Raw genomic sequence first — 23,145 nt, 5'->3', positions numbered from 1 at the left:
CAGGCTGTCAGCTTTACCGTCAGGAGTTACCCCAGCTCAACGCCCGGGTTACCGGCAGCGCTGCTGGCGCTCATTCTGCGCTCTGTCTGCTCTGTGTATTCAGCAGACTTAATAGAGCTGACATAGCGCCACTCACTGCTGACCTTCTCAGGGGTAAAGGTCACCGTCATATACCCTCGGTCCGCCAGGTTGGTGTACTTAAGATCGCTGACCAAACCGGTAATCGCGGCCTCTGTGGGTACCACCTGCTCAGGCGTCAACCCCAGATACAGCTCCAGACCGGGAGAGGAGACAGACGCCGTGGCAAACTCCACCCCCACCACATCGCCATTAATATCCCGCAAATCATTGGCCCAGGCATTGTGAGTGTCACCAGCCAGTACGACCAGATTCTGATTACGGGATTTTGCGGTCCCCAGAATCACTTCACGCTCATAGGCATAACCATCCCAGGCATCCAGATTGTAAGGAATAGATGGCAACTGCAGCAGTGCCAGCACTTCCGGCGTCAGCTTATGTTGATTGGCCTGCAGATAAGCCAGCTCTTCCGGGGTCAGAGTCGGATCACCAGCCTGAGCTCTGGCCGCCAATTGGGCCAGCGCACCCAACTCAGCATACTGAGCAACCGTTAATTGCTGGGTGGCAATAGCCGCAGGCAGGAACATCTTGCCCATAAGCACCTGTTGCCCAAGCACCTGCCACTGACCGTTTGCACTCAGCAGCTGCCCTTGCAGCCAGATCAGCTGTAACTGACCCAGCATGGTGCGATCTGTTGAGCCAAGGTCCTGCTCGAACTTTTCACCATCAAAGGCACCAGTGGTGGGATCTATGTAGGTATCGAAGGTCAACTGTTCATCACGGCCAATGATTCGGGTATCCAGCATGTGCAGGTCAACCAGATCACCGTAATTGAAGCTGCGGAAGATCTCTTCATTGTCATCTTCACGGTAAGGGCGAATTGGCAGCCATTCGAAATAAGCCTGTAAGGCGTCCATCTTGCGCTGGTCAAAATCGCCTTCACCATCGTTGTGATTCTCGGCACCATTCTTCCAGGTGTCATTGGCAACCTCGTGGTCATCCCACACGGTAATAAACGGCACGGCAGCATGCAGCTTTTGCAAAGATGCATCGCCACGATACTGGGCATAACGGGTGCGGTAGTCATTCAAGGCAAAGAGTTCACCCTCTGGCAGAACTTCACGGCCAAGTTCGGCAGCATCTTCACTGGCATACTCACCTCTGGCGTATTCATACAGGTAGTCACCCAGGTGCAACACAGCGTCAAGATCTGACTCATTGGCAGCCATGTCATAAACATGGAAATAACCTGCGGGAAAGTTGGCACAGGACATCACTGCAAACTTCACCTGGCTGACGGCCCCCTCGGGCAGGGTTTTGGTCGTTCCAACAGAAGAGGTGTTGTCACCTGTCTTAAAGCGGTAATAGTAGGTTGTACCCGCTTCCAGGCCTCTGGCGTCAACCTTGACTGTGTAATCCTTGTCGGCATTGGTACGCATGCTGCCAGCGTTAACCACTTCGTTAAACTTGCTGTCCAGCGCCACTTCCCAACTGACCAATACCGCCCCGGCAGATTCAGGGGTTGCACGGGTCCAGAGAATCACTGCGTCATGCAGTGGATCACCACTGGCTACTCCGTGCATAAAACTTGCTGGTACAGTCGCTTCGTCCTCAGAGCTACTGCACCCCAACAATCCATAAGACACCACTGCGGCGCCAATTCCCCTGGCTGACATAGCCAAAAAATCCCGGCGGGAAACTGTCCGTTTCATCTAATCATTCCTTTTGCTTTATCAGGCGGAGGCTGCCAAGAGGGTTATCGTCCACTTGCTTCACCTTGTTCTTATATTCACTCCTCAGTCAGACAGCAGACTTGACGGGGAAAGCATGGAAGGGTTCACAGCCCTGTGGTCTATACTTTCCAAGAGGTACGATGAGTTTGCCCTCCTCAAGTTACACAAGTGTGACCAGATGTTAAGTCTTTTTCTGTAATCACTGGGTAAGTCCTCGATATTTGGTAGAATTAAACCTGTCATCTGAGTCGGCACAAGGAGGAGCCATGCCTGACCACACAATTCAAATCCATGAAATCATGACCCCTGATCCCATCTGTTTACACAAAGATGCCACTGTCCACGATGCTCATGCACTGATGAAACAGGTCAAGCACTTGCCGATTATTGATGACGATGGACGCCTCGTTGGAGTGCTTAGTCACAAGAAAATCGTGTCCACAGTCATTCACCTGCTTAACAGCTATGGACCGGGTGTACTGCAGCGAAAAGAGAAATTTATCCATGTTCATGAGGTAATGGAGTCACCTATTACCCGCAAACCACATGATCCTGCCTCAGAAGTGATTGAGTACTTTTTGCAAAATCGCCTCTCCTGTATGCCGGTTGTCGATGACGATATGCAAGTTAAGGGCATAGTAAGCGCATCGGACTTCCTCACCCTTTGTCACGAGCTGATGTTGCATATCACTCCAAAAGTTGAACCCTGATAAAACGGGTTTAATCCTTTGCGACCTTGCCACGCATCCGACAGCTGAGCCAGAATGTGTCCGGGCCAATGCAGGCCCTAATCACAAGCAGTCAGAGGATTAACATGGATATTGCCGCATTGGCCCAAAGCCGATACACCACCAAAGCATTCGACGCCACCAAGCGTATTCCTGCTGAGCAGATCGAACAGATTAAAACCCTGCTCAGATTCAGCCCATCATCAGTAAACTCACAGCCCTGGCACTTTGTGATTGCAGGCACTGATGAAGGTAAACAAATGCTGACCAAAGCCACTGAAAACTTCGCCTTCAATACCCCAAAAATCCTAAATGCTTCCCATGTGGTAGTACTGTGCCGCCGCACCGATATCGACGCCCAATACCTGCAGCAACTGACCGCTCAGGAAGAGGCCGACGGCCGGATTCCAAATGAAGAGGTGAAGCAGACAATTCTGGGTGCCCGTCAGTTCTTTGTGGGGCTGCATACTGACACATTGAAAGATGCACCGGACTGGATGGACAAGCAGGTTTACCTGGCTCTGGGGACACTGCTGTTGGGCGCTGCCGCATTGAATATCGATGCCTGCCCTATTGAAGGGTTTGACGCCGATACCCTGGATCAGGTGTTGGGTTTGAAGGAAAAAGGCCTGCGTGCCTGTGTTGTTGCAGCTCTGGGCTACCGTGCCTGTGATGACTTTAATGCCGAGCTGCCCAAGTCTCGTTTACCTGTGGAGCAGGTGATTTCCGAGATCTGATCAGGCACTCAAAAGGCTTGCTGAGCCCTCACACTTTCGGTTTGAAAATCAGTCTTTTCTCAAATTGACGCTGCTCTCTTCTGCCACCATAGTAAAAGAAAGGCTTGGGAATAACAGAATCAGTCCTGTTCTTCCCGGTCGCTGAATGGAGAGAGCAGATGCCGCCAACGCCAAATAGTCTCGCCACTACACGCCAATCAACCGGCTGCCGCAATGGTCAGGATAATCCCCTTATCTGGCCCTTACTCAGTCTGCTGCAATCCTCACAACAAAGCTGGAAAGTTCATCACCTCGCGGTCGCATTGAAAGAACAGGGGCTGCTGGATGATCTGGATGAAAGCCCGGACAAAGATCTGTTCAAACGCAACTTCCTGCTGATGAATGCTCTTTATGAGTTACAGGAGATGTTGCTGCCACAACAATGGCTGCAGGTGCAGGCGATGGAGATCCGGCTGATGACGGCTCCGCCCGGCGATATGGAGTTGGAACTGGCCAGAGATATTGCGTTGCGGGAGTACTACTTTAATTGGGATAACTATGACACCTGCGCCAACGTCGTTCGCGAGATGCTGCAATCATTCTGGAACCGTTATCAGGATTATATCGGCATGGGTCAGGAACCCGGCATGCATAAGGTAAAGGCGATGCAAATCCTCGGGCTGGAAGTTGGTGCAAGCCCAAGAGATGTCCGCCGCCAGTGGAAAAAACTCGCCCTGAAATGGCATCCGGACCGTCCCAAAGGTGATGCCGCCCGTTTCCGCCTTATCTGTGAAGCCTGGCACACATTGCGAGGCCACAATGACCAACCAATGGAACCGGAAGTTCATACCTGAATTGGCTGGAGTCTGTGCCACAATCTTTTGAAACTCCTGCTCAGGTCACATTTCAGGGGGCGAACCCCGCCTCAGTTTCAGACATAATTAAGCCAGTCGACCTACTCTGGGGACATTCGGCAAGCGACAAAGCTGTGCCTCAAGTTCCTGAACGATTTCCGAGGATAATATGATCAAGAAAGCCGCCCTGGCACTGACCCTGGCCGTTGCCTCTATGAGCAGCTATGCAGCCACTTTCTACGAAGGTAAGCACTACACTGAAATCACTGATAAGGCCCCAAGTGTCCAGCCTAAACTGACTGAGTTTTTCTCTTTCTACTGCGATAACTGCTATGCGTTTGAAGCTCAGTACATGCCGGCTATCAAGCCTCACCTGAATAAAGAGATCAAATTTGAATCCAAGCACGTTGAGTTCCAGCGCAATGAAATGATGACTGAAATGATGCGTGCACTGGCAGTAATCCATCAGTTGGCCGGTGATGATGTCAATAAAATGGGTGAAATGACCCTGGCGACATTCACTGCAATGCAAGGTTCCGATGCTGCAGCTGGCCATGCCGCCAGCGGCCATGGTCACCACCACGAACAGCACATCACCAGCCGTGATGACCTGAAAAAACTGTTCTCAGGCTTCGGCGTTTCTGCCAAGCAGTACGACGAAATGGCTGACAGCAAGGTCACCAACGAGAAAATCGCCCTGTGGCGTAAGCAGGCTCAGGAGTTCCGTATCCAGAGCGTGCCTTCTTTCATCGTGAACGACAAGTACATGGTTAACCTGGGTCAAATCCGTAACCTGGGCGAAATGATCGAACTGATCAACTTCCTGTCGACCAAGAAGAGCTAACAGCCGGTCAAGAATTCCCAACCTCCTATCCCTACGCAAAGCCCCTCAATTGAGGGGCTTTTTATTGCTCCAACCAAAACGGTGGTTTTTAGCTAACGCACTGAACAATTTGGGTTTACCCACAACATTGACTATGTTAGGTTCCGATTGCATTTTGGTCTTATGTATATGGATTAAAGGAGTAATGCCATGTCTATTAATGCCACCTTTCTGGGTCAACTGATTATCCTCAACGCCCTCATCTTAATCCCTCTGACATGGTGGTTTGCCCGCGGCAAAACCCGACAACTTGTCAGCACCGTGTTTATGGCAGTCATATTGTCGATTATCTTCTTCCCACTGGGTTGGCTATATTGTGGTTACTGGTCAATGAAGTCGCCATCGCCCGAAGTTCAAGGATAAACTTCAAAGCAAAAAGTATTAACACTGCCCAAAAGCAGTGTTAATACACATCCGGCAAATAAAAACACCACACATTATTTGACAGCTCTCCTGCGGCAAACATAAGCGTTTGCTCCTCTGTTTGTAGCTCGTACACGTCAAGCGAGTGAATCTGTCCGGGATAATCCGGGTGTTCCACAGAGATCTGCTGCTCGGTTTCCTGCCATGCCAATGTCCAGACATTCCGTCCACCGATAACGACTGGCTCCCCCTGAGCAGCGACCTTCAGCAAATGCCAACCAGTATTCTGTCCATCGGCGACAATAGGTTGAGATGATTGCCACCCGGCCATAGCCGCTTTGACTTCCGGCAACTGCGTAAAATCCAATATCCGGCGCTGGTTGTATCGCTCCGGCTGAAGACGCACAGATGAAGCAAGTTCATCCAGTGCGATATCTCCCCGTTCCCCATATCCCTGAACCTCGACCGGAGACAATTGAAACTCCAGCGTAAACAGTGCTGACGACCCACAAACCACGGACAGCAAGTGTCTGGTCCCATCGTCAAACAAGGTCCAACTATATGAACTTGAAGCCAGCACCTGCATACCCTACTCCATTCATTCCCGGTCAATTGGTCCTTAAAGGCACAAGCTCATTGGGCAGCTGAGCAGCCTTATTTTCAAGTCACCAATCCTCATCATCGCTGTCCAGCCACTCCTGATAGCCTTCCACTAACTCCTCCCAGTAATAGCGCTCACCGGATAGATCCACCATTTTTTTGCTCATTGTCGCCAGCAGTTCGGGGTCACGAATGCAGGAGTCTATGGGGCCGAGCAAGCTGTCAGCCTGATTGGCTGTCGTTTTAAGATAACTCAGGGTGTTAAGAAATGCCTCCAGAGAGGTGGCAACCTCATCAGCACTCCAACTGCCCATGCCATGCATGGCGGTATACACGGGAAGCTGAGGTTGTGTGGTATCCACAAAGAAAGGGTCGCCCAACTGAGTATCTCTGGCCACCACCACCCAGCCCGGCTGCCAATCCCCCTCCCCGGTACCGGTCAGATCGCTGCCATCCGGATGACGACTATAGCCAAGCTGCATATCCTCAAGCCCTGACTCGGTGGCAACATCAAATCCGCGGGAACCGAACCAAACCTGAGTGACTCCGGCACAGTTCAGTAGCTTTACAATATCCTGCATTCAGTACTCCTTTTGGCCTCAGACAACAGACGCCTGAGTGCCCCCAAACTAATAGCAGCACGTCAGTGACACAAGCTGGAAAAAAGTAGCAATTTGCCCCCGAAAACAATAAGGGAATAGCCTGTGAAAGGTAATAGATGAACAGCCAGGAACCACTCAGACATCCAAGGGAACCCACCATTTCAATAGGTTAAACCTCAGGGTAAATCGATACAGCTAAAAGTGCTCCGGTCTATTTTGCCCGCTGTATCGGTATGGAACTTCAAGATTCGGCTGGAACATTCATGGATCTGCGATGGCTTACAGTCTGTGTAACTCAGAGTACAAATGCCCTCTGAGCATCCCAAGGAAAGCATGTTCCTGCTGTGTCTGGCATTGAACTCGACGAGAGAGGCTACAACCGCGCCCACTGTCCTGGCCCGCTTGCCTTCACAGGCATAGTTATCATCCGAAATCTGCACATTAGCGTAGTTCAGAACTTTCTCCAGTGGCAGATTGTTGCCCGTTACTGGCTCGATTTCGCCATAGGAGCTAAGCCATTGACAGATAACCCCAACGCCAATACCCACGACAAACGCTATTCCCATCCCAAAGGTTTTAGTCATCGCAAATTAAGCCTCAGCTCTGGTCACCTTGATAACCTTGCTCAATAATCCCTGCCAGGGGTAGTTAACTGACAACTCAAAGCGTTCAGAGTCGTTAAAAACCAGCTCATAACGGTTCGCAGACAGCATCTTGATATCCGTTAACAACAAGCTGTTATAGAAAGGCTGAAAGCTGTAGCTGCCCACCAGGTTCCAATCCTTACTGATAATCAGCAGCTCACAGCCCTCCTCGAAGGGACAATCCCAACTATTCAACAGCATAAAATAGTCAGCAAGCTCAAACTGTCTCTCTATCAACCACCCGGCAACCCTGAGCCTGGTGTCAGCACCATCAAAGTAGAGCGATGATTTAAGCGCACGCTCACCGGATATCCCCTCCCGGCTATGCAAGCTGAACCTATCTATCGGTGTCACAACCTCACTCCCTCGCACAAACAACCAACAACTTAAAGCCACCCTACTGGCAGCACATTGGAGTTACAAGCTGGAACAAGGTCTACAGAGAGTCAAATGACAGGGGGAAGAAGTTTACTTGAGCATGTCATGTCTGCATTTGGGGCGAGTGAAAATGAACGAATACGAATCGGTCCCCGGCCACTGAATGGCTATGCCATGAGCACGTCAGCCCCGTTGATAACAGAGGTGTGCAGATTTAAAAAATACTAAGCAATTTTATAGCCTTGCATACAAACCTATTGATATTCGTGTTAGTAATCTGCTCAACGCTTCCTCTTGCTTCAGACGTTTACATTGGGTTGCTGCCAATCCAGTCGTCCTTGTGTGGCTAGACTAACCAGTTCCTTTAGCCACAACTAAACCAGCCATGTAAAAAATAAACTGGAACCATAAAAAGACTAAACCATTGACTTATAAATTAAAAAACCAACCAAAACGACAATTAGAATTTTCAAAGATTTATAGACCGTCCTGTTCCATCTTTTTATTTTTTTTATGTAAGCCATGTATTTGGCATGAATGGGGGTAATTCTATTACCGATACCCGTCTTACTGGTGTCAATGTTGTCCACAACAAACAAGCTATTGAAAAATCTTGCAAAATAGTAATATACCATTTGAACAGCCTTGATCTTTAGCGGACGATCTATATCAGACATCAGGATAATACGTGGAGCGTCACTATCATTATGAGTGTGGTGAGCATAAGTCTCATCAAAGAGAATTGACTCGCCGTCACGCCAGGTATGCCATTGCCCATCAACTGAAATAGCACAATCTTTGGAGTTTGGCGTACTCAACCCAAGAGAGTATCGTAAGCTCAACGCAAAGGGATCATGGTGCTTACCCAGCTTCTTCCCTGAGTTTAGACAGGCAAATAACGCCAGGTTCATCCCGGGCACCTGATCAATCAACTCCATGGTTTTAGGTGCCAATTTACGAGCTGACGGGATGTCACAATCGTATACTTTCAAATAAAAGCTGGTCCATCGATTGTCTTTATAAAAAGAACTGGCAGGCAAATCATTTTTAATCGCAATGTGCCCGTTTTCATATAGAGCTAAAGCTTCGTCTCGTATTAACTCCCAATTACTTTGCAAAATCTCAAGCTCTGGAAAATGTTTACGGTCAACAAATGGGGTTAATGGCACTTTAGATAAAAGGTACACCGGAATATTAAAGGGGACCATAAAAGTAGAAAAATCAGATAGCTGCCTACTCAAGCCAAACCTATCTCTATTACGGATACGGACAAACAAGATTGAAAAGATATAAATTAACAGAACGAACAGAGCAAAAAACAGCATAATTCAACATCCATCAAAGCATTAAGAAGTGAGTAATATCAGAGCTGGTGCCTCTTGGCGGGACAACTAATCTGATTTTTTAAAGTGAGCAATCCACGTCATGCTGCTAACCTTTGCTTGCGAAAGTACACCTCTTCGGGGGTGAGATTTTCAAGGCTTTGATGGTGTCACTGTACGTTATCAAACACCATGTAGTGCCCGATATCAACTTCTGCTTCTTTCCACGTCTTGTAGGTCTTTAACTATATCTCCTTGTATTTCAAGCCAGGCAACAGGTACTCCAGCGCTGGAAAAAGTAACAGCTTGCAAGGCACGATGGGGGACAACTTCGGCACGGGCATCCCAGGGTGAATAGGGTCAATGTTTGCTTGAGCCAAATGCGATCATAAGAGAGTGATAGAGGACGATCTGGCTGTTAAACATGGATGTTGTTTAACAAGATGAGCACCCCCCCTGATCCGGGTGTGGACAGGACTAATTGAGAACCCGGCTTAGCCAGCACCAAAGGGCCAAAAACAATCGAGCCGGGCTGGATTCAATATCCACCCCGGCTCGCAAAGAAGTTACTCGTTCCTAACAGGGGAACCCCACCCTATTGGCGCAAAAAATCCAACAGATGAGACAGCGCACACACCACATGCACACACAGCAGACCAACAAACATCATGGCACTGTCGATATGCCATGCCCGCCAGCTTAGCGCGTCGGCGCTGCCCTGGGTGAGATACCACATCAGGCCGGTAATACCTGTAGCAACCAGCCCCAGCATGGTCAGGCCTTCAATCACACTGAACAGGCCCCGACCACCGGCGACCGGCAGTCTGAGTTTGAACAGCCCGATAATGTCCTTCAGCAAAGGTTGAATATCACCGGCTATCCAGGGGAAATACTGACGCCAGGTTCCGCCCAGAAGATTGGTAAACAGGAACAGGCAAGCAAGCAAGCAGGTCAGCAGCCCCAGATAAACATGGGAGAGATTCCAGAAAGAGGCATTGGCCGGCAGTTGCCGCGCCATAAATATCCAGGGACTGGTCACCAGCAGAAACACAGTTGGCAGCATTACCAACAGGTGCAATCTGTCACTCAGTCGCTGCCACCATTTCATGCTGCTTGTCCCACAGTGCCGGATTGATTGGCGAAACGACCGGCAAAGGCCTCAACCTTGTTCCAGTCGGTAAAGTCGATATCCACATTGGGATCGGTCGGCCCCTTGGTAATCCACATGATGAAGCGAATGATGTTTCTGTCCATCGCCCCATAGCCACCATAGTTCAGGCGACCACCAAACACTTCCAGCATCTTTGGCTGCCAGCTCACCTGACTCAGGAACGCCTGCATATAAGGGTTGGTATCCGCAGTATTTTTCATCGGCTTACGAGCCACCAGGCTCACAGAGAAGAAGCCGTTTTGTTTGCTATCCAATTCATCCTTATGCTCATTCACATAAGTCAGCACCGCCGGGTTATGCTTACCGTGGCGGATGCTGGCACCAATAAGCACCTTATCAAACTCAGTCAGTGATGGTGCCTCGGCAAAGGTGCTCAGGGTGACATTTTCCCCCTGTTCACACAATTGCTGCTTGATGCGTTCACAGATTTTATGGGTGTGGCCATGCACACTGGAATATAGGATCAGGGTTTTGCTCATCTGAGACTCTGCTGGTTTGCACTTTTTCTCAGCCCAGTGTAGGGGATATGTTCCGGCAGTTTTATGAAGCGGATCACTCTCTGCGTCCATCAAAAACAGCAAAAGATGAAACTTATACCCAATTCACAAAAATTCTTTCTACCAATACCTTCAAAAACATTAACTTAGAATTGTAGATTGCAAACAACAAGATTCTAATTTACTGATTCTGAAACAGAAAGCATCGACAGCCAGATGAAGTTTGAGCATCAATGGTTTCTGCGATTTTCATCTGGCCTGCGCATTCAGCCTGGGTTAGTTTATAACCATTGGAAAAGGAATGACTTAACAGAGCAGGGATAGTCATGTCAGATGATCAGCAAACATCCGGAGCAGTCACCAGCCAGGCGTCGGATAAGGAAGTTTCCGCCAGAAAGAAAGCAATATTGCTGGGTCGGTATCTGGGGATGGCCAGCACCACAGACTTTAACGCCCATGGCAGCAGCACCGAAGAGAGAGCTGAACACAGACTCAAATTGCAGGCAATGCAGTATCAGCAGAATCTGGAAACCATTTACAAACTGGCGTTGGCCCATACCCCATCTGATGTAACCGGCAGCGATCTTGACCCGGACTGGCGGCATCAGTTCCTGCAGATGGCTGAGCAGATCTTCAGCCGTAAAATGCAGGAGTTGTGGGCCCGAATCCTGGCAGCAGAGATAGTGAACCCAGGACACTTCAGTGTACGTACCCTGCATACTCTGAAACAGCTAACCCAGAGAGAAGCCCAACTGCTGGAGCGAACCCTGGGACTGGCCTGTAACATTAATGATGACAAGCGGCTGAAAATCATCACGGGCTACAGAGTCACAGGCGGGATCTCTCAGGTATTCAGAAAGTCGCCTCAAACCCAGTTGAGCCTGTCCCAGTGTTGTCTTCCCTATTCCGGCGTGTTAACCCTGGTGGATGCAGGCATACTGCACAGAGGCGAGTTTGAAACTGGCCTGCTGCAACCCAAAACGCAACTGGCGCTGAACCTTCCCGGCGACCATATCACTTTGACCCCGAAACACCCTCACCTGCTGCTGAGTTACTACAGCTTTACCGGCCTGGGAGAGGAGTTGGCTCAGTTGGTCACCGCCCGTCCCAATGCCAAATACACAGGCATGCTGCGCGGCCAGTTCAAGCGAGATTTCGGTGTCTGATAAAAAATCCCCTCAGCGTTGAGGGGATTTTTGTTATCAATAGCGACTTAACGGATTTATTTTTTGAGAATGCCCAGAGCGGTCAGATAGTGCAGCAGAGCCAGCACTTGAGAGGCCAGATCGCCCCTGCTGGTATCTATGGTCAGCTCAGCATTCAGTGGTTCCTCGTAGGGAGCAGAAATCCCGGTAAAGTTGGCTATCTCGCCTTGACGTGCTTTTTGGTAAAGCCCCTTGGGATCTCGCTCTTCACACACAGCCAAAGGTGTGGATACATGCACCTCAATAAACTGTCCGGCAGGAAACAGCGCGCGAATTCTGTCTCTCTCTTCACGGGTAGGGGAAATAAAGGCGGAAAGTACCACCAACCCTGCATCTACCATCAATCTGGCAACCTCACCGACACGGCGCAAATTCTCATCTCGATCGGCCTGAGAGAAGCCAAGATCTTTGCACAAACCATGGCGAACGTTATCCCCGTCCAGCAAATAGGTGTGAAAGCCTTCACTGTAGAGGGCCCGCTCCAGAGCGCCTGCCAGAGTGGACTTACCCGCACCTGAAAGGCCGGTAAACCAAAGCAACACAGGTTGCTGACGCTTCTGTTCGGCTCTGGCCGCCTGATCCACTGCATGCTGATGCCAGACAATGTCCGGATTTACTTCTCGACTCATTTCAGCTCCAAGCTTCAAAAAGGGAACAACACAGGTACCAGAAGTACCACAATTAACGAATACAAAAGGGACAGGGGCAAGCCCAGTCTCACATAGTCGGAAAAACGATAGTTACCAGCACTGAGCACCATAAGATTGGTTTGATAACCATAGGGTGAAATAAAGCTGGCGCTGGCCCCGAATACCACTGCCAGAATAAAGGGCCGGGTATCCACTCCGTAACTCAGCGCAATGGCGTAGGCGATAGGGAAAGCCAAAGCGGCAGCCGCATTATTGGTGATCAACTCAGTCAGCAGCAAAGTCAGCAGATAGACGGCAACAAAGGCCCCCATCACCCCGAATCCGTTAAATACCCCCAGCACTGAATCAGCCAGAGACTGAGCCAGACCCGATGACAGCATCAAGGCCGCCAGATTCAGGGCACAACCGACAACGATCACCAGCTCCAACGGAAAGCGTCTGCGCATCTCCCTGACGGTCACAGCACCACAGCCAAGATAAACCAGCAGCAGTAACACCAGACCTTTCACCAGCGGCAGCACTCCCGCTAAACTGGCCGCAATCACAGCGGCAAAGCCCCCCAATACCAATCGGCTGCGAGCAGTATCCAGCCTGACACTCAGGTCCAGACCACTGATAGCCGCGAACTCAGATGCCAGATGGCTGCGACAGGCGTTGTTTTTGTCCGGGCAGAATCCCGGCCCCGGAGTCAACAGCAGTACATCACCAGCCTTGAGTTCGATATCCCCAAGGCCGCCCTTGAGCGGTTGATTACCACGGCGAATAGCCATCACAGCAGCATCAAACTTCTCCCTGAAGCGAGCAGATTTAAGCGACCTTCCCACCAAAGACGAGGTAGGAGCCAGCACAGCCTCCATCAGGTTTTGCCCCCTCGCCTGCTGCTTGCCGAACCACTCAAGACCATCAAATTGATGCAGCAGCTCCACTGCCTCCGGGTTGCCGGAGAAACGCAGCACATCGCCGCCACTGAGCACCAACTGAGGTGGTACAGGACAAATACGGATACCGTGACGCTCCAGCTCCACCAGATACAGATGCTTAAGAGCTCTGAGGTGATTGTCCTGCACACTTTTGCCCACCAGCGCAGAACCATCCGCGACTCTGGCTTCCAACAGGTAGGGCAAGGACTCGTCAACACTGGCGTCATCCCTTTCAGGCATCAGATGACTCAGCAGCACCAGCAGACCAACGCCCAGCACCACAATCACCACACCCACAGAGGTAAACTCAAAGAAACCCAGTGGCGTCAGCCCCGCCTCCTCAACAAAAGAGTTCACGATCAGGTTGGTGGACGTTCCAATCAGGGTCAGGGTGCCCCCGAGAATCGCAGCGTATGACAGCGGCAACAACAGCTTGGTTGGCGCATGGGCCGGATTGCGACGCACAGCGCCAATCAAAGAGGCCACCACGGCCGTGTTATTGGTAAATGAAGACAGCAGTGCAGTGGAAAACCCCAGCCTTGCCAGCGTCATACTCAATGAACCCCGACCAATCAGCTTACTCATGCGTCCCAGCAATGAGGTCTTTTCCAGCGCCAGCGTAGCAAGCAACAGCAGCACCAGAGTAATCAGTCCCGGGTTGCTGAAGCCGTGCAGCAACTGCTCCAGATTGACCAGACCCAACAGATAGGTCAGCAGCGAGGCCATAAAGAACAGGGCCGCAGGGCTGGCGACACCGGCGATCAAACCAGCTACCAGTCCTGTGAGTATTAATGCCAGCTGTATGCTTTCAGACAATCTGTGTCTCCTGCCGGATCAGAGTTTACTGATATCCAGTGCCTGCCAGTGTGGATAGTGCTTGCGGATGTAAGCATTCAACTCAAGCTCCTGAGCACTGAATTGACGCTGACCTGTATTTGACTCAACCGCTTCAACCACCATGGCAGCACCGAGTGTGACGTTGCTCAGACGGTCAATCACAATCAGGGCGCCGGTTTCGCGGCACAGCTCATAGGGATCAACAGCAATGGTTTCAGTCAGTTCCAGTACTACTCTGGCAATGCCATTCAGCCCCAGGGTTTCCGCCTGATGCTGCTCATAGCTGTTTACATCCAGCTGATAACGTACATCGCTGACTCTGGCCTGGGTTTTCTTACCAGCCAGCTTGATGTCGTAAAGCTGCCCGGCAACCATAGGCGTTTCAGCCATCCACACCAGATCAACCAGGAGTTGACCAGCACTCTGAGCCGGTTTGCTGACGGCGCACAGCATGTCGCCACGGGAGACGTCGATTTCATCCTCAAGGGTCAGAGTGACCGACTCACCACTGAAAGACTCAGGCTTATCACCATCAAAAGTCACTATGCTGGCAACCTTACTGCGCTTGCCCGATGGTAACGCCACCAGTTCATCCCCCACTCTGACGCTGCCTGCCGCCACTGTGCCAGCAAAGCCACGGAAATCCAGATTTGGACGGCTGACATACTGAACCGGGAAACGGAATGGCTGAGCATTGAGCTCCCGGTCGATCTCTACTGACTCCAGATGCTCCAGTAGAGTTTCCCCGGCAAACCATGGGGTGCGGCCGCTGCGCGATACCACGTTGTCACCATCCAGTGCTGACATAGGCACATAATGCACATTTAACTGCGCGCCATGGTCAGCCAACTCACTGACCACACCGGCAAACTGTTCGCTGATCTTGTCGAATACCGCCTGGTCAAAGTCCAGCAGATCCATCTTGTTGATAGCCACCACAAAGTGACGAATCCCCAGCTTGGAAGCGATAAAAGCGTGACGACGGGTTTGGGTCTGCACCCCGTATCTGGCGTCAATCAGAATCACCGCCAGGTCACAGGTAGAGGCGCCGGTAGCCATATTGCGGGTGTACTGCTCATGTCCCGGCGTGTCGGCGATAATGAACTTACGCTTATCGCTGGAGAAATAGCGATAGGCCACATCAATGGTGATGCCCTGCTCCCGCTCCGCTTGCAGGCCGTCTACCAGCAACGCCAGATCGATCTTTTCACCTGTAGTGCCCATTTTGGCGCTATCGCTTTTCAGACTGGCCAACTGATCTTCATAAATTTGTGCGCTGTCATGCAGCAGCCTGCCAATCAGGGTGCTTTTGCCGTCATCCACACTGCCACAGGTCAGTAACCTCAGCAGGCCTTTTTGCTGCTGGTTGGCCAGATATTGTTTGATACCCTGCTCTGACAACTCCTGTGCCAGTCGGGTCTGTTGATTTACTGCAGTTCCCATCTTCTCATCCTTTGCACTTGTCTGTGTTGTCAGAAATAACCCTGGCGCTTTTTCAGTTCCATGGAGGCGGCCTGATCTGAATCGATTAGGCGTCCCTGGCGTTCGCTGGAGCGGGTCAGCAACATCTCTTCAATGATCTGTTCCAGCGAGTCAGCCTCCGAGTGCATAGCTGCTGTCAGGGGGTAGCAACCCAGAGTGCGGAAACGCACCTTCTCGTGGCGAACCTCATCTTCCGGCGTTAACGGCATACGCTCGTCATCCACCATAATCAGCTGGCCTTCACGCTCCACGACAGGACGCTCTTTGGCGAAGTAGAGGGGTACAATCTCAATATTTTCCTGGTAGATGTACTGCCAGATATCCAGTTCGGTCCAGTTGGACAGCGGGAATACACGAATGCTCTCGCCCTTGTTTACTGCACCGTTAAAGTTGTGCCACAGCTCGGGACGCTGATTTTTGGGGTCCCATCTGTGGTGAGTGTCGCGGAAGGAGTAAACCCGCTCTTTGGCCCGGGACTTCTCTTCATCACGGCGGGCGCCGCCGAAGGCGGCGTCAAAACCATACTTATCCAGCGCCTGTTTAAGCGCCTGAGTCTTCATGATGTCAGTATGTTTGGCACTGCCATGGTCAAAGGGGTTGATGTTCTGCGCCAGCCCCTCAGGGTTAGTGTGCACCAAAAGTTCAAAGCCGAGGTCTTTAGCCTGGTTATCACGAAACTCAATCATTTCGCGGAACTTCCAGGTGGTATCCACATGCAGTAGAGGAAAAGGTATCTTGCCCGGGTAAAAAGCCTTGCGGGCCAGGTGCAGCATGACAGAGGAGTCTTTACCAATGGAGTAAAGCATCACTGGATTATCAAATTCCGCAGCGACTTCCCGGATAATCCTGATACTTTCCGCTTCCAGCTGTTGCAAGTGGCTTAATCGAGCCGCTTCCGGGAGTGAGTCCCGGGATGTTTCACCTGTCATCTGTTTACTCCATTCCAATCTGACTGGGCGGAATTCCGCCTGTTATTACACAGATTTATCTGTACTGTTGCAATTTTGATTGCGATTCCTGCTGTTGCGCGAACCAGTTCATCTGCTCGGTATAGCGCACCACTTCACCTATGATGATGAGCGCTGGCATCTCCAGCTCCGGGCTGGCGGCCAGCTCAGGCAGGCTGGCCAGCGTTGCCGTCATCACTGTCTGTGCCGGGGTACTGGCTTTTGAGACTATCGCCACCGGGGTATCGGCAGCGCGTCCGGCGTCAATCAAGCCACGGCTGATAATCCCCGCATTAAGCGTGCCCATATACACAACCAGCGTCTGATTGGTATCGGCATACTGTCGCCAGTTAAGGGGCTCAGACTTAAGCTTGCAGTGGCCGGTCACAAAACTGACACTCTGGGCGCAATCCCTGTGAGTCAAAGGTATGCCGCCATAGGCTGCCGCGCCGCTGGCGGCGGTAATACCGGGAACCACCTCAAAGGGGATCCCAGCCTCCACCAAACTTTGTAACTCTTCGCCACCACGCCCGAATATAAAAGGATCCCCCCCTTTCAGACGCACTACCCTGTTACGGGTAAATCCCTTGGTGACCAGCAGCTGATTGATATCATCCTGATGGGCGCTGTGCTTACCGGCACGTTTGCCAACGGCAATCATTTCGGCGTCCTCTGGTGCAAGCGCCAGAATCTCAGCGCTGACCAAAGCGTCATACAAGACCACATCAGCTTGCTGCAGGCAGCGCCAGGCCTTCATTGTCAACAACTCGGGATCCCCCGGTCCTGCACCTATCAGATAAACCTTGCCCCGGGGAGATTGTCCGGGTATTGCCACCAGTTCCATGCCTTTGCCCCACCAATGATTTCTGCATGGACTATAGCCCCCCTTTTATTACTAAAAAAATAGAAAATAATTAACATCTATAACCAAATGTTATTAGAAGCCTTAATAGGGATGAACATTTGCCTGTGATATGGTGTTTCGGCCCTCAAACACAGGTAAATAATAGAAAAACTCTGTTGAGCATGGCGGATACCAGCAGGTTTGCAGGGAGAAACAGCTCTAACTTATGCCAATTTGATAGACAGGAGGTTCATAATGGCAGGGACATATGCCCGAATTCTTGGGCTGGTTATCAGTCTCATCGGGGTGCCTTTGGCTACGGCAGCCGATAACCGGGAGCAGGATGAAAGCAATCCCGACTCTTTAATCAGTGAGAGAGTTAAGGATGAATTGGCAACCGCCGATCTGCCGTTTGTAATTATTCCTCACAAAGTCAATTACATACTGCCAGTCACCTATGACCCCAGCCCGAACACTGTCCCTTATGAGCAGGAGTTTGCCGATACCAATGGCGAACTGGATCAGTTTGAGGCCAAGTTTCAGATCAGTTTTAAGTTGCCGCTCTGGTACAACGTCTTCGGTGACAATGGCCACCTTTTCTTCGCCTACACCAACCAATCCTGGTGGCAGGTATACAACAAAGATATCTCCTCCCCATTTCGTGAAACCAACCACGAGCCCGAACTCTTTATGCTGTTCAATAACGACTGGGAAGTGTTTGGCATGACCAACTCTTTCTGGGGAGTAGGCGCAGTGCATCAATCCAATGGTAAATCAGGCAACTTGTCCCGCAGTTGGAACCGCTTGTACGGCACCATGATTTTCGATGCCGGTGATTTGGCAGTTGGAACCAAAGTATGGTGGCGACTGCCGGAAGACGCTAAAGAGTATCCGGGCGATCCCCGTGGCGATGACAACCCGGATATCAATAGATTTATGGGAAATTTTGAGCTGACGGCGGTTTATGGCCTGGGTAAACAGCGCTACAGCATGATGCTGCGAAATAACCTCAGGCGAGATAACAAAGGCGCTATTGAGCTGACATGGAGTTATCCAATTTTGGGCAATCTCAGGGTTTATGCACAATACTTTAACGGGTATGGAGAGAGTCTGATCGACTACAACGCCAGCACCCAAAGGATAGGCATAGGTTTGGCTCTCAACGACTTGTTATAGGAAGGCTGAAGGCGCAAATATCCGCCCGTTCCAGCCTTCCGCAGGCTTGGGGCGGACCTTTCCCTTTACCGGCCACTCATCGTCAGCAAATGGACCTGCTGTGCACCTCTCCAAAAGAGGTGCGCGATTTGTCGACCGGTAATCACTTAGCTCCCCCCCAGTCGCCGGATGAATTTGGGTTTTACCCCGTCCGGCATGGGAAAGGGGAGGCTCATGAAGCTCGACTACAAGGGTATTTTCGCCCTGTTTATATTGTTCTTACTGCTCTGCAGCGTCAGGTTGGGCTGGTTTCTGCTGCCGGATAGTCTTCCGGAGCGTCTCAGCCAAACTCAGATTAACCAGGAGCTTTATCTGGTGAAACGCTGGCTGGAAAATGAATCGGCGTTCTTCCACATATTGCCAAAAGCGCAGCAAGCAGAGATTGAAAAACAACTGCGCCTGACAGGAACCCGGGCCACTGGCCAGTCGCTGTCCACATACAGGGACAGGCTCTCCCTGCTGCTGGCACCACTTGGCGACCCCGCAGCCAACGTCACCTCTGACTCCCCTTCACGATTTTCGCTGCAACTCTATCCTGAAAATGGTCGCTGGCTCGCGACCCGCGACGATGCGCTGCTGGATCCACGTCATCCCTTTATCACCCATATTGATGGCCTGCCGCTGACACGGTTTCTCAAGCAGGCGAGTAAACACCTGCCCGCTTCGCTGGGACAGGATCCCGACGTGCTGCCTCCCTTATTGTCACAACTGCAGTCATTAAGACAGCAGCTGGGACTGGATATCTCCCGGCCCCCCAGATTGACCCTGGTCGATGAACTTGCCGACTCCCGCCGCACCTATTGGCTGTCAGAACATAATGGCGGTTTATCCTTTGCCAAAGCTCCAGCAAATAGATTGAGCTATCTTGCCGATAATGCGGCGCTGCTTGTGGTGGCAGATCTGGATAACCTGAGCCGCGATATGCTCACCCAGGCAATGAAACGTGATGCGCTTATTCTGGATATCAGTGGTGCCCGCCATGGCAATCCAGAGCCCCTAACCCCCCTGCTGACAAAGCTCGCCGATGGCAGAGAGCTGCCCGGACTCACGGCTCGATATCGCCCCTTTGGTGCCCATAAGCACCACCAGCTGGAACAGTTGGGGTTACGTCAGACGGGGAACAGCCATGAACAGCAAGGACTAAGCCCCCTATTCTCGGGGCAATTTAAGCCTGAAAGGGCAAGCGGAACCGCCAGCGCCTTCTCATCTGTGGTGGTTATCGTTGATTCAGGTTGCAGTCGTGCCTGTGCTCAGCTTGCTTACCTTGCCCGCCATCTACCCAATGTCACCCTGGCAGGAACCCGGTTTGCCGGTGACTTCAGTCCACGCACTCAACTGAGGCTGCCACACTCTGGTATCACGCTAAGCGCATCCACCAGCCTGTTTTATGACGACCAGGGCAACAAGCTCTCTGGTCTGGCGATCAATCCTGATATTTCACTGGCTCGCTACCAGACAATGGACTGGCATACGCTGACGGCACTCCTGAGCCAGGGTACTCAGCAGCAGCTCACTGCCGATATCAACTCACAGCCATAAAAAAAGCCGGACTCAGTCCGGCTTTTTCTTCAATCGTTTAGTTATTCCGATTTCGCGGCCATGCGGGTGTCAAACACCAGGCCTTTGTCAGTGACATCGAAATCGAACAACACCTTCATATTGGCATCTTTCATACCTTCGATTTCAGGTGGGATCTCCTCGCCCATCGCCTCCATCACATCGAACAAAGGAGTGAATACTTTCTTGTAGTCCGCCGTCATCACCATGATGCCGTTGGGCTTGATGGAGTCGACCACACCCAGCTCATTGGCCAGCTCAGTCGAACGTGAACCGGTATAGAGCACCAGATGCTTACCTTTGGCGGCCAACATCACTTTACCAATTGGCGGCAGTCCCAGCATATCTGTGACATCAATCGGGCTGCCATCGGCAGGCAGCTGTACCCCGGCCAATTGAGGCAGGAAGCTTGCGCTCATGGCGTACAGAGTTTGAGGGTCTTCAACAGCCAGGCTCACCATGGCATCTACACTTTTAGGCTCGCCATACTCATCCAGTTCAAAACCAGACACCACGACAGAGACACCTTTAGCTCCCTGAGCCATACCGGAAAACATCCCCAGCATTGCAGGGTTTGCCTGACTCAGTTCTGATTGCATTGCGGCCAACGGCAGACATTGCATCTGAGGCGTCATCATCTCCTGCCAAACCTGATTCAGGGACGAGGCCAGGTTATCGCTGTCCAGTCCCAGGCCAACCGAAAATACGCTGTCTCCCATACGACTGGCTGCCGGGGCAATAAAGCCACGCAATGACTGCAGCGCTGACATCACCTTGCTGTTGTTGGATTCAATAACGGTGCGCACATCCATATCGGCATGGCGCTCATCTACGCTCATGTGGGTTAAACCCGCAACAGTCATAGGCCAGTTTGCAGCAATACCCGCCATCTCCTGCTGACATTCAGCGGTGCGAATTTCCTGCAACTCACTGGCATCACTCAGCTCAGCCAGCTTGGTCAGTTGCTGACCCATCAGGCCTTCTCCTTTGGTCAGCGCAGCCACTATGGTTTGATGATTGATATAGCTGACACTCTCAGACAGGAAACCATGACGTTTGACGATATCCTTAAGCAGAGTGGTTTGAGTCAGATTGTTCTCTACTGCCTTGAGTCCCAGGGATTGCTCCAGGGTAACAGGGTCCTGACCGGCAAAAGCCAGCGTCATGGTCAACCAGCCCTTATGATCGGACACCAGCATCTGGATGTCGCCGCTCTCATCGTCAAGTTCATAGGCGCGGACATTCAGCTCACCAACCTTACGAACAGTATGACTCCAGCCACTGCTCTGTTCCGCTGCATCCAGTTGACCATAAAAAGCTGCCGGTTCTTTGATTTGCAGCTTCATCACAGGAATCAAACCCAGAGTATAAAAATAGCCTTCAACACGGTTGTCCAGGCCAAAGCTCTTGATGAATTCGTCGGGTTGCTTCAGTTGACTTGTGTACTGCTCAAACAGGGCGTAAAAGAAGCGCTCCTGTGGCGTTTCCAGCATATCCAAAGGAATAGAGGAAGGGTTCTGGTAGTTATTCGCTGTGGCGACCAGATAGTCACGCAGCGGGAAAGGGTGCAATTGTCCCGAAAACACGGCCGTGTCTGCAGGCACATATTCAAGCGCTCCATTTGGCTCGTATCCCTGCTTGCCACTTTGTTGTGCCATGTAGTACAGCGTGCCGCCCGCCAGTGCTATGACCAACACTATCAATAGGTTTTTCATTCATCATCTCCAGATGTTTTCTGTATGCGCTACATTCGTATCACAATGAAACACTATGGATATGACAGATGCAATCCGCTGTATGGCTAATTTGCCCTTAAGGCGCTCATAAATGCCTTCATATTCAGTTCTCTGGGCATAGCTATACCGGCAGGATGAGCGGGAGTGTAGATTTTGGTGAAGGGAATACCGATTGCGCCCTGCTGGCGCAAATAACGGTCGGCTATCGGGTGAGGCTCGGACATTTCCGCCTGCATCAGCACAATATGGCTGGCCTCCAGCGCCGCTACCACAGACTCACGGTGCAGGACTTCAGCATCATTCTTTCGGCAAATCGCGCACCATTTGGCAGTAACACTGACTACGACCGTTTTACCGTCAGCCACCAGCGCCGGGATCTGTTCCGGCTCAAGGGAGGACCACACCAATCTTTCCCAGGCGGTGTAATCTTCGCCCCGATTAACAAAGTTCACCACTGAGCCCACACCTAACGTGAACACCGCAAGCATGATGATAAGCACCAAAGGCACCGGCTTGCCTCTGAGTCGCTGCACGACCAGCAGAACAAGCGCCAGCGCAAACAGTCCAACCAGTCCCCAACCTGCTAATTCCATTCGATTCTGTCCTGATGTTTAAAATGACCGGAGTTGCACCCCATTTAGTTGGCTTCCAACGCCGCCATAAAGTTGTGGAAGGTCAGTTCAGCCGGTAGTTCCATCCCCTCAGGGTGGGCCGGACTGAAGATAATATTGTAGGGCACGCTGGCAATACCACGTTGAGTCAGATACTGCTCCGCCACAGGATGAGGCCTGGTCATATCCGCCAGCATTAACACGATATTATCAGCTTCCAGTGCCTCAACCACAGGCTCACGACGCAACACTTCAACGGTATTCTTACGGCAGGCAAAACACCAATCGGCCGTCACATCTATCACCACGGTTTTACCCTCAGCTACCAAAGCGTCAATTCGCTGTGGCTGCAACTCCTGCCACTGCAGTCTCTGCCAGGCGGTATAGTCCTCACCGCGATTAACAAAATTAGCCACCAAGCCAAAGCTCAGAGTGAACAATCCCAGCATTATCAGGGCAAATACAGGGATCTGCTTACCCCGGATTTTTTGCCATACCAACAAGCACAGCAGAATGGAGAATATTCCGGTGAGCGCCCAGCTCATGTTTGCCATCATGGAGTTGTCCTTAAG

At 51.3% G+C, this 23,145-nt stretch carries 24 protein-coding genes; 8 read left to right on the top strand and 16 right to left on the bottom strand.

What is annotated here, in order from left to right:
* Positions 1–26 precede the first annotated feature (26 nt).
* Positions 27–1,790, bottom strand: coding sequence for an alkaline phosphatase D family protein (locus tag ACFOE0_RS20050; protein ID WP_248934347.1), 1,764 nt, complete (start codon positions 1,788–1,790; stop codon positions 27–29).
* Between the two features lie 287 nt (positions 1,791–2,077).
* On the opposite strand from ACFOE0_RS20050, the gene ACFOE0_RS20045 reads away from it, so the two are divergent.
* The 5 genes from ACFOE0_RS20045 to ACFOE0_RS20025 all read left to right on the top strand — a co-directional run bounded on the left by ACFOE0_RS20045 (position 2,078) and on the right by ACFOE0_RS20025 (position 5,355).
* Complete coding sequence (locus tag ACFOE0_RS20045) at positions 2,078–2,521, top strand: CBS domain-containing protein (protein WP_248934346.1); 444 nt, start codon at positions 2,078–2,080, stop codon at positions 2,519–2,521.
* Between the two features lie 104 nt (positions 2,522–2,625).
* The gene (gene nfsB / locus ACFOE0_RS20040) at positions 2,626–3,276 is read left to right on the top strand and encodes an oxygen-insensitive NAD(P)H nitroreductase (protein WP_248934345.1); all 651 of its coding nucleotides are present in this window, start codon (positions 2,626–2,628) and stop codon (positions 3,274–3,276) included.
* Positions 3,277–3,434: 158 nt separating this feature from the next.
* Positions 3,435–4,109: a DNA-J related domain-containing protein gene (locus ACFOE0_RS20035; RefSeq protein ID WP_115135454.1), complete on the top strand. Its 675-nt coding sequence runs from the start codon at positions 3,435–3,437 to the stop codon at positions 4,107–4,109.
* Between the two features lie 169 nt (positions 4,110–4,278).
* Positions 4,279–4,953 carry a thiol:disulfide interchange protein DsbA/DsbL gene (locus ACFOE0_RS20030; RefSeq protein WP_248934344.1) on the top strand — a complete coding sequence of 225 codons (675 nt, stop codon included), beginning with the start codon at positions 4,279–4,281 and terminating at the stop codon, positions 4,951–4,953.
* A 189-nt stretch (positions 4,954–5,142) separates the two neighbouring features.
* Entirely contained in the window at positions 5,143–5,355 is a 213-nt protein-coding gene (locus ACFOE0_RS20025; RefSeq protein WP_248934343.1) for a hypothetical protein, read from the top strand.
* Positions 5,356–5,395: 40 nt separating this feature from the next.
* Here ACFOE0_RS20025 and ACFOE0_RS20020 read toward each other — a convergent pair whose 3' ends face one another.
* The 7 genes from ACFOE0_RS20020 to hemG form a co-directional block, all read right to left on the bottom strand.
* A complete protein-coding gene (locus ACFOE0_RS20020; RefSeq protein WP_248934342.1) occupies positions 5,396–5,830 on the bottom strand; it encodes a hypothetical protein in 435 nt (144 codons plus the stop codon).
* A 190-nt stretch (positions 5,831–6,020) separates the two neighbouring features.
* Entirely contained in the window at positions 6,021–6,536 is a 516-nt protein-coding gene (locus ACFOE0_RS20015; RefSeq protein WP_248934341.1) for a hypothetical protein, read from the bottom strand.
* Positions 6,537–6,733: 197 nt separating this feature from the next.
* Complete coding sequence (locus ACFOE0_RS20010) at positions 6,734–7,141, bottom strand: hypothetical protein (RefSeq protein WP_248934340.1); 408 nt, start codon at positions 7,139–7,141, stop codon at positions 6,734–6,736.
* A 6-nt stretch (positions 7,142–7,147) separates the two neighbouring features.
* A complete protein-coding gene (locus ACFOE0_RS20005) occupies positions 7,148–7,555 on the bottom strand; it encodes a hypothetical protein (RefSeq protein ID WP_248934339.1) in 408 nt (135 codons plus the stop codon).
* A gap of 440 nt (positions 7,556–7,995) precedes the next feature.
* Positions 7,996–8,904, bottom strand: a complete 909-nt coding sequence (locus tag ACFOE0_RS20000) for an aspartyl/asparaginyl beta-hydroxylase domain-containing protein (RefSeq protein WP_248934338.1) — start codon at positions 8,902–8,904, stop codon at positions 7,996–7,998.
* A gap of 592 nt (positions 8,905–9,496) precedes the next feature.
* Positions 9,497–10,009 (bottom strand): cytochrome b/b6 domain-containing protein, encoded by a 513-nt coding sequence (locus ACFOE0_RS19995; RefSeq protein ID WP_248934337.1) that lies wholly within the window; start codon positions 10,007–10,009, stop codon positions 9,497–9,499.
* Positions 10,006–10,551 carry a menaquinone-dependent protoporphyrinogen IX dehydrogenase gene (gene hemG, locus ACFOE0_RS19990; RefSeq protein ID WP_248934336.1) on the bottom strand — a complete coding sequence of 182 codons (546 nt, stop codon included), beginning with the start codon at positions 10,549–10,551 and terminating at the stop codon, positions 10,006–10,008. Before hemG ends, ACFOE0_RS19995 begins: the two co-directional genes overlap by 4 nt.
* Before the next feature lie 344 nt (positions 10,552–10,895).
* Here hemG and ACFOE0_RS19985 point away from each other — a divergent pair, with 344 nt between their 5' ends.
* Positions 10,896–11,735 carry a TIGR03899 family protein gene (locus ACFOE0_RS19985; protein WP_248934335.1) on the top strand — a complete coding sequence of 280 codons (840 nt, stop codon included), beginning with the start codon at positions 10,896–10,898 and terminating at the stop codon, positions 11,733–11,735.
* 56 nt (positions 11,736–11,791) lie between these two features.
* Here the strand turns inward: ACFOE0_RS19985 and cysC are convergent, their stop codons facing one another.
* From cysC to cobA, 5 genes are read right to left on the bottom strand one after another with little or no spacing between them, the layout of a single operon-like run.
* Positions 11,792–12,403: an adenylyl-sulfate kinase gene (gene cysC, locus ACFOE0_RS19980; RefSeq protein WP_248934334.1), complete on the bottom strand. Its 612-nt coding sequence runs from the start codon at positions 12,401–12,403 to the stop codon at positions 11,792–11,794.
* 14 nt (positions 12,404–12,417) lie between these two features.
* Positions 12,418–14,160: an SLC13 family permease gene (locus tag ACFOE0_RS19975; protein WP_248934333.1), complete on the bottom strand. Its 1,743-nt coding sequence runs from the start codon at positions 14,158–14,160 to the stop codon at positions 12,418–12,420.
* An 18-nt stretch (positions 14,161–14,178) separates the two neighbouring features.
* Entirely contained in the window at positions 14,179–15,624 is a 1,446-nt protein-coding gene (cysN, locus tag ACFOE0_RS19970) for a sulfate adenylyltransferase subunit CysN (protein WP_248934332.1), read from the bottom strand.
* 29 nt (positions 15,625–15,653) lie between these two features.
* Entirely contained in the window at positions 15,654–16,592 is a 939-nt protein-coding gene (gene cysD, locus ACFOE0_RS19965; protein WP_248934331.1) for a sulfate adenylyltransferase subunit CysD, read from the bottom strand.
* Between the two features lie 55 nt (positions 16,593–16,647).
* The gene (gene cobA / locus ACFOE0_RS19960) at positions 16,648–17,454 is read right to left on the bottom strand and encodes a uroporphyrinogen-III C-methyltransferase (RefSeq protein WP_248934330.1); all 807 of its coding nucleotides are present in this window, start codon (positions 17,452–17,454) and stop codon (positions 16,648–16,650) included.
* Positions 17,455–17,709: 255 nt separating this feature from the next.
* Here cobA and ACFOE0_RS19955 point away from each other — a divergent pair, with 255 nt between their 5' ends.
* Positions 17,710–18,630: a phospholipase A gene (locus ACFOE0_RS19955; protein WP_248934329.1), complete on the top strand. Its 921-nt coding sequence runs from the start codon at positions 17,710–17,712 to the stop codon at positions 18,628–18,630.
* A 213-nt stretch (positions 18,631–18,843) separates the two neighbouring features.
* Positions 18,844–20,208, top strand: coding sequence for a S41 family peptidase (locus ACFOE0_RS19950; RefSeq protein WP_248934328.1), 1,365 nt, complete (start codon positions 18,844–18,846; stop codon positions 20,206–20,208).
* A gap of 41 nt (positions 20,209–20,249) precedes the next feature.
* Here ACFOE0_RS19950 and ACFOE0_RS19945 read toward each other — a convergent pair whose 3' ends face one another.
* The 3 genes from ACFOE0_RS19945 to ACFOE0_RS19935 form a co-directional block, all read right to left on the bottom strand.
* The gene (locus ACFOE0_RS19945; protein WP_248934327.1) at positions 20,250–21,941 is read right to left on the bottom strand and encodes a hypothetical protein; all 1,692 of its coding nucleotides are present in this window, start codon (positions 21,939–21,941) and stop codon (positions 20,250–20,252) included.
* A gap of 86 nt (positions 21,942–22,027) precedes the next feature.
* The gene (locus tag ACFOE0_RS19940) at positions 22,028–22,555 is read right to left on the bottom strand and encodes a thioredoxin family protein (protein ID WP_248934326.1); all 528 of its coding nucleotides are present in this window, start codon (positions 22,553–22,555) and stop codon (positions 22,028–22,030) included.
* Between the two features lie 44 nt (positions 22,556–22,599).
* Positions 22,600–23,130: a thioredoxin family protein gene (locus tag ACFOE0_RS19935; protein WP_248934325.1), complete on the bottom strand. Its 531-nt coding sequence runs from the start codon at positions 23,128–23,130 to the stop codon at positions 22,600–22,602.
* Between the last annotated feature and the right edge of the window lie 15 nt (positions 23,131–23,145).

Source organism: Shewanella submarina (assembly GCF_042646185.1).
Lineage (GTDB): Bacteria > Pseudomonadota > Gammaproteobacteria > Enterobacterales > Shewanellaceae > Shewanella > Shewanella corallii.
This window is presented reverse-complemented; position numbering and strand designations above follow the sequence as displayed.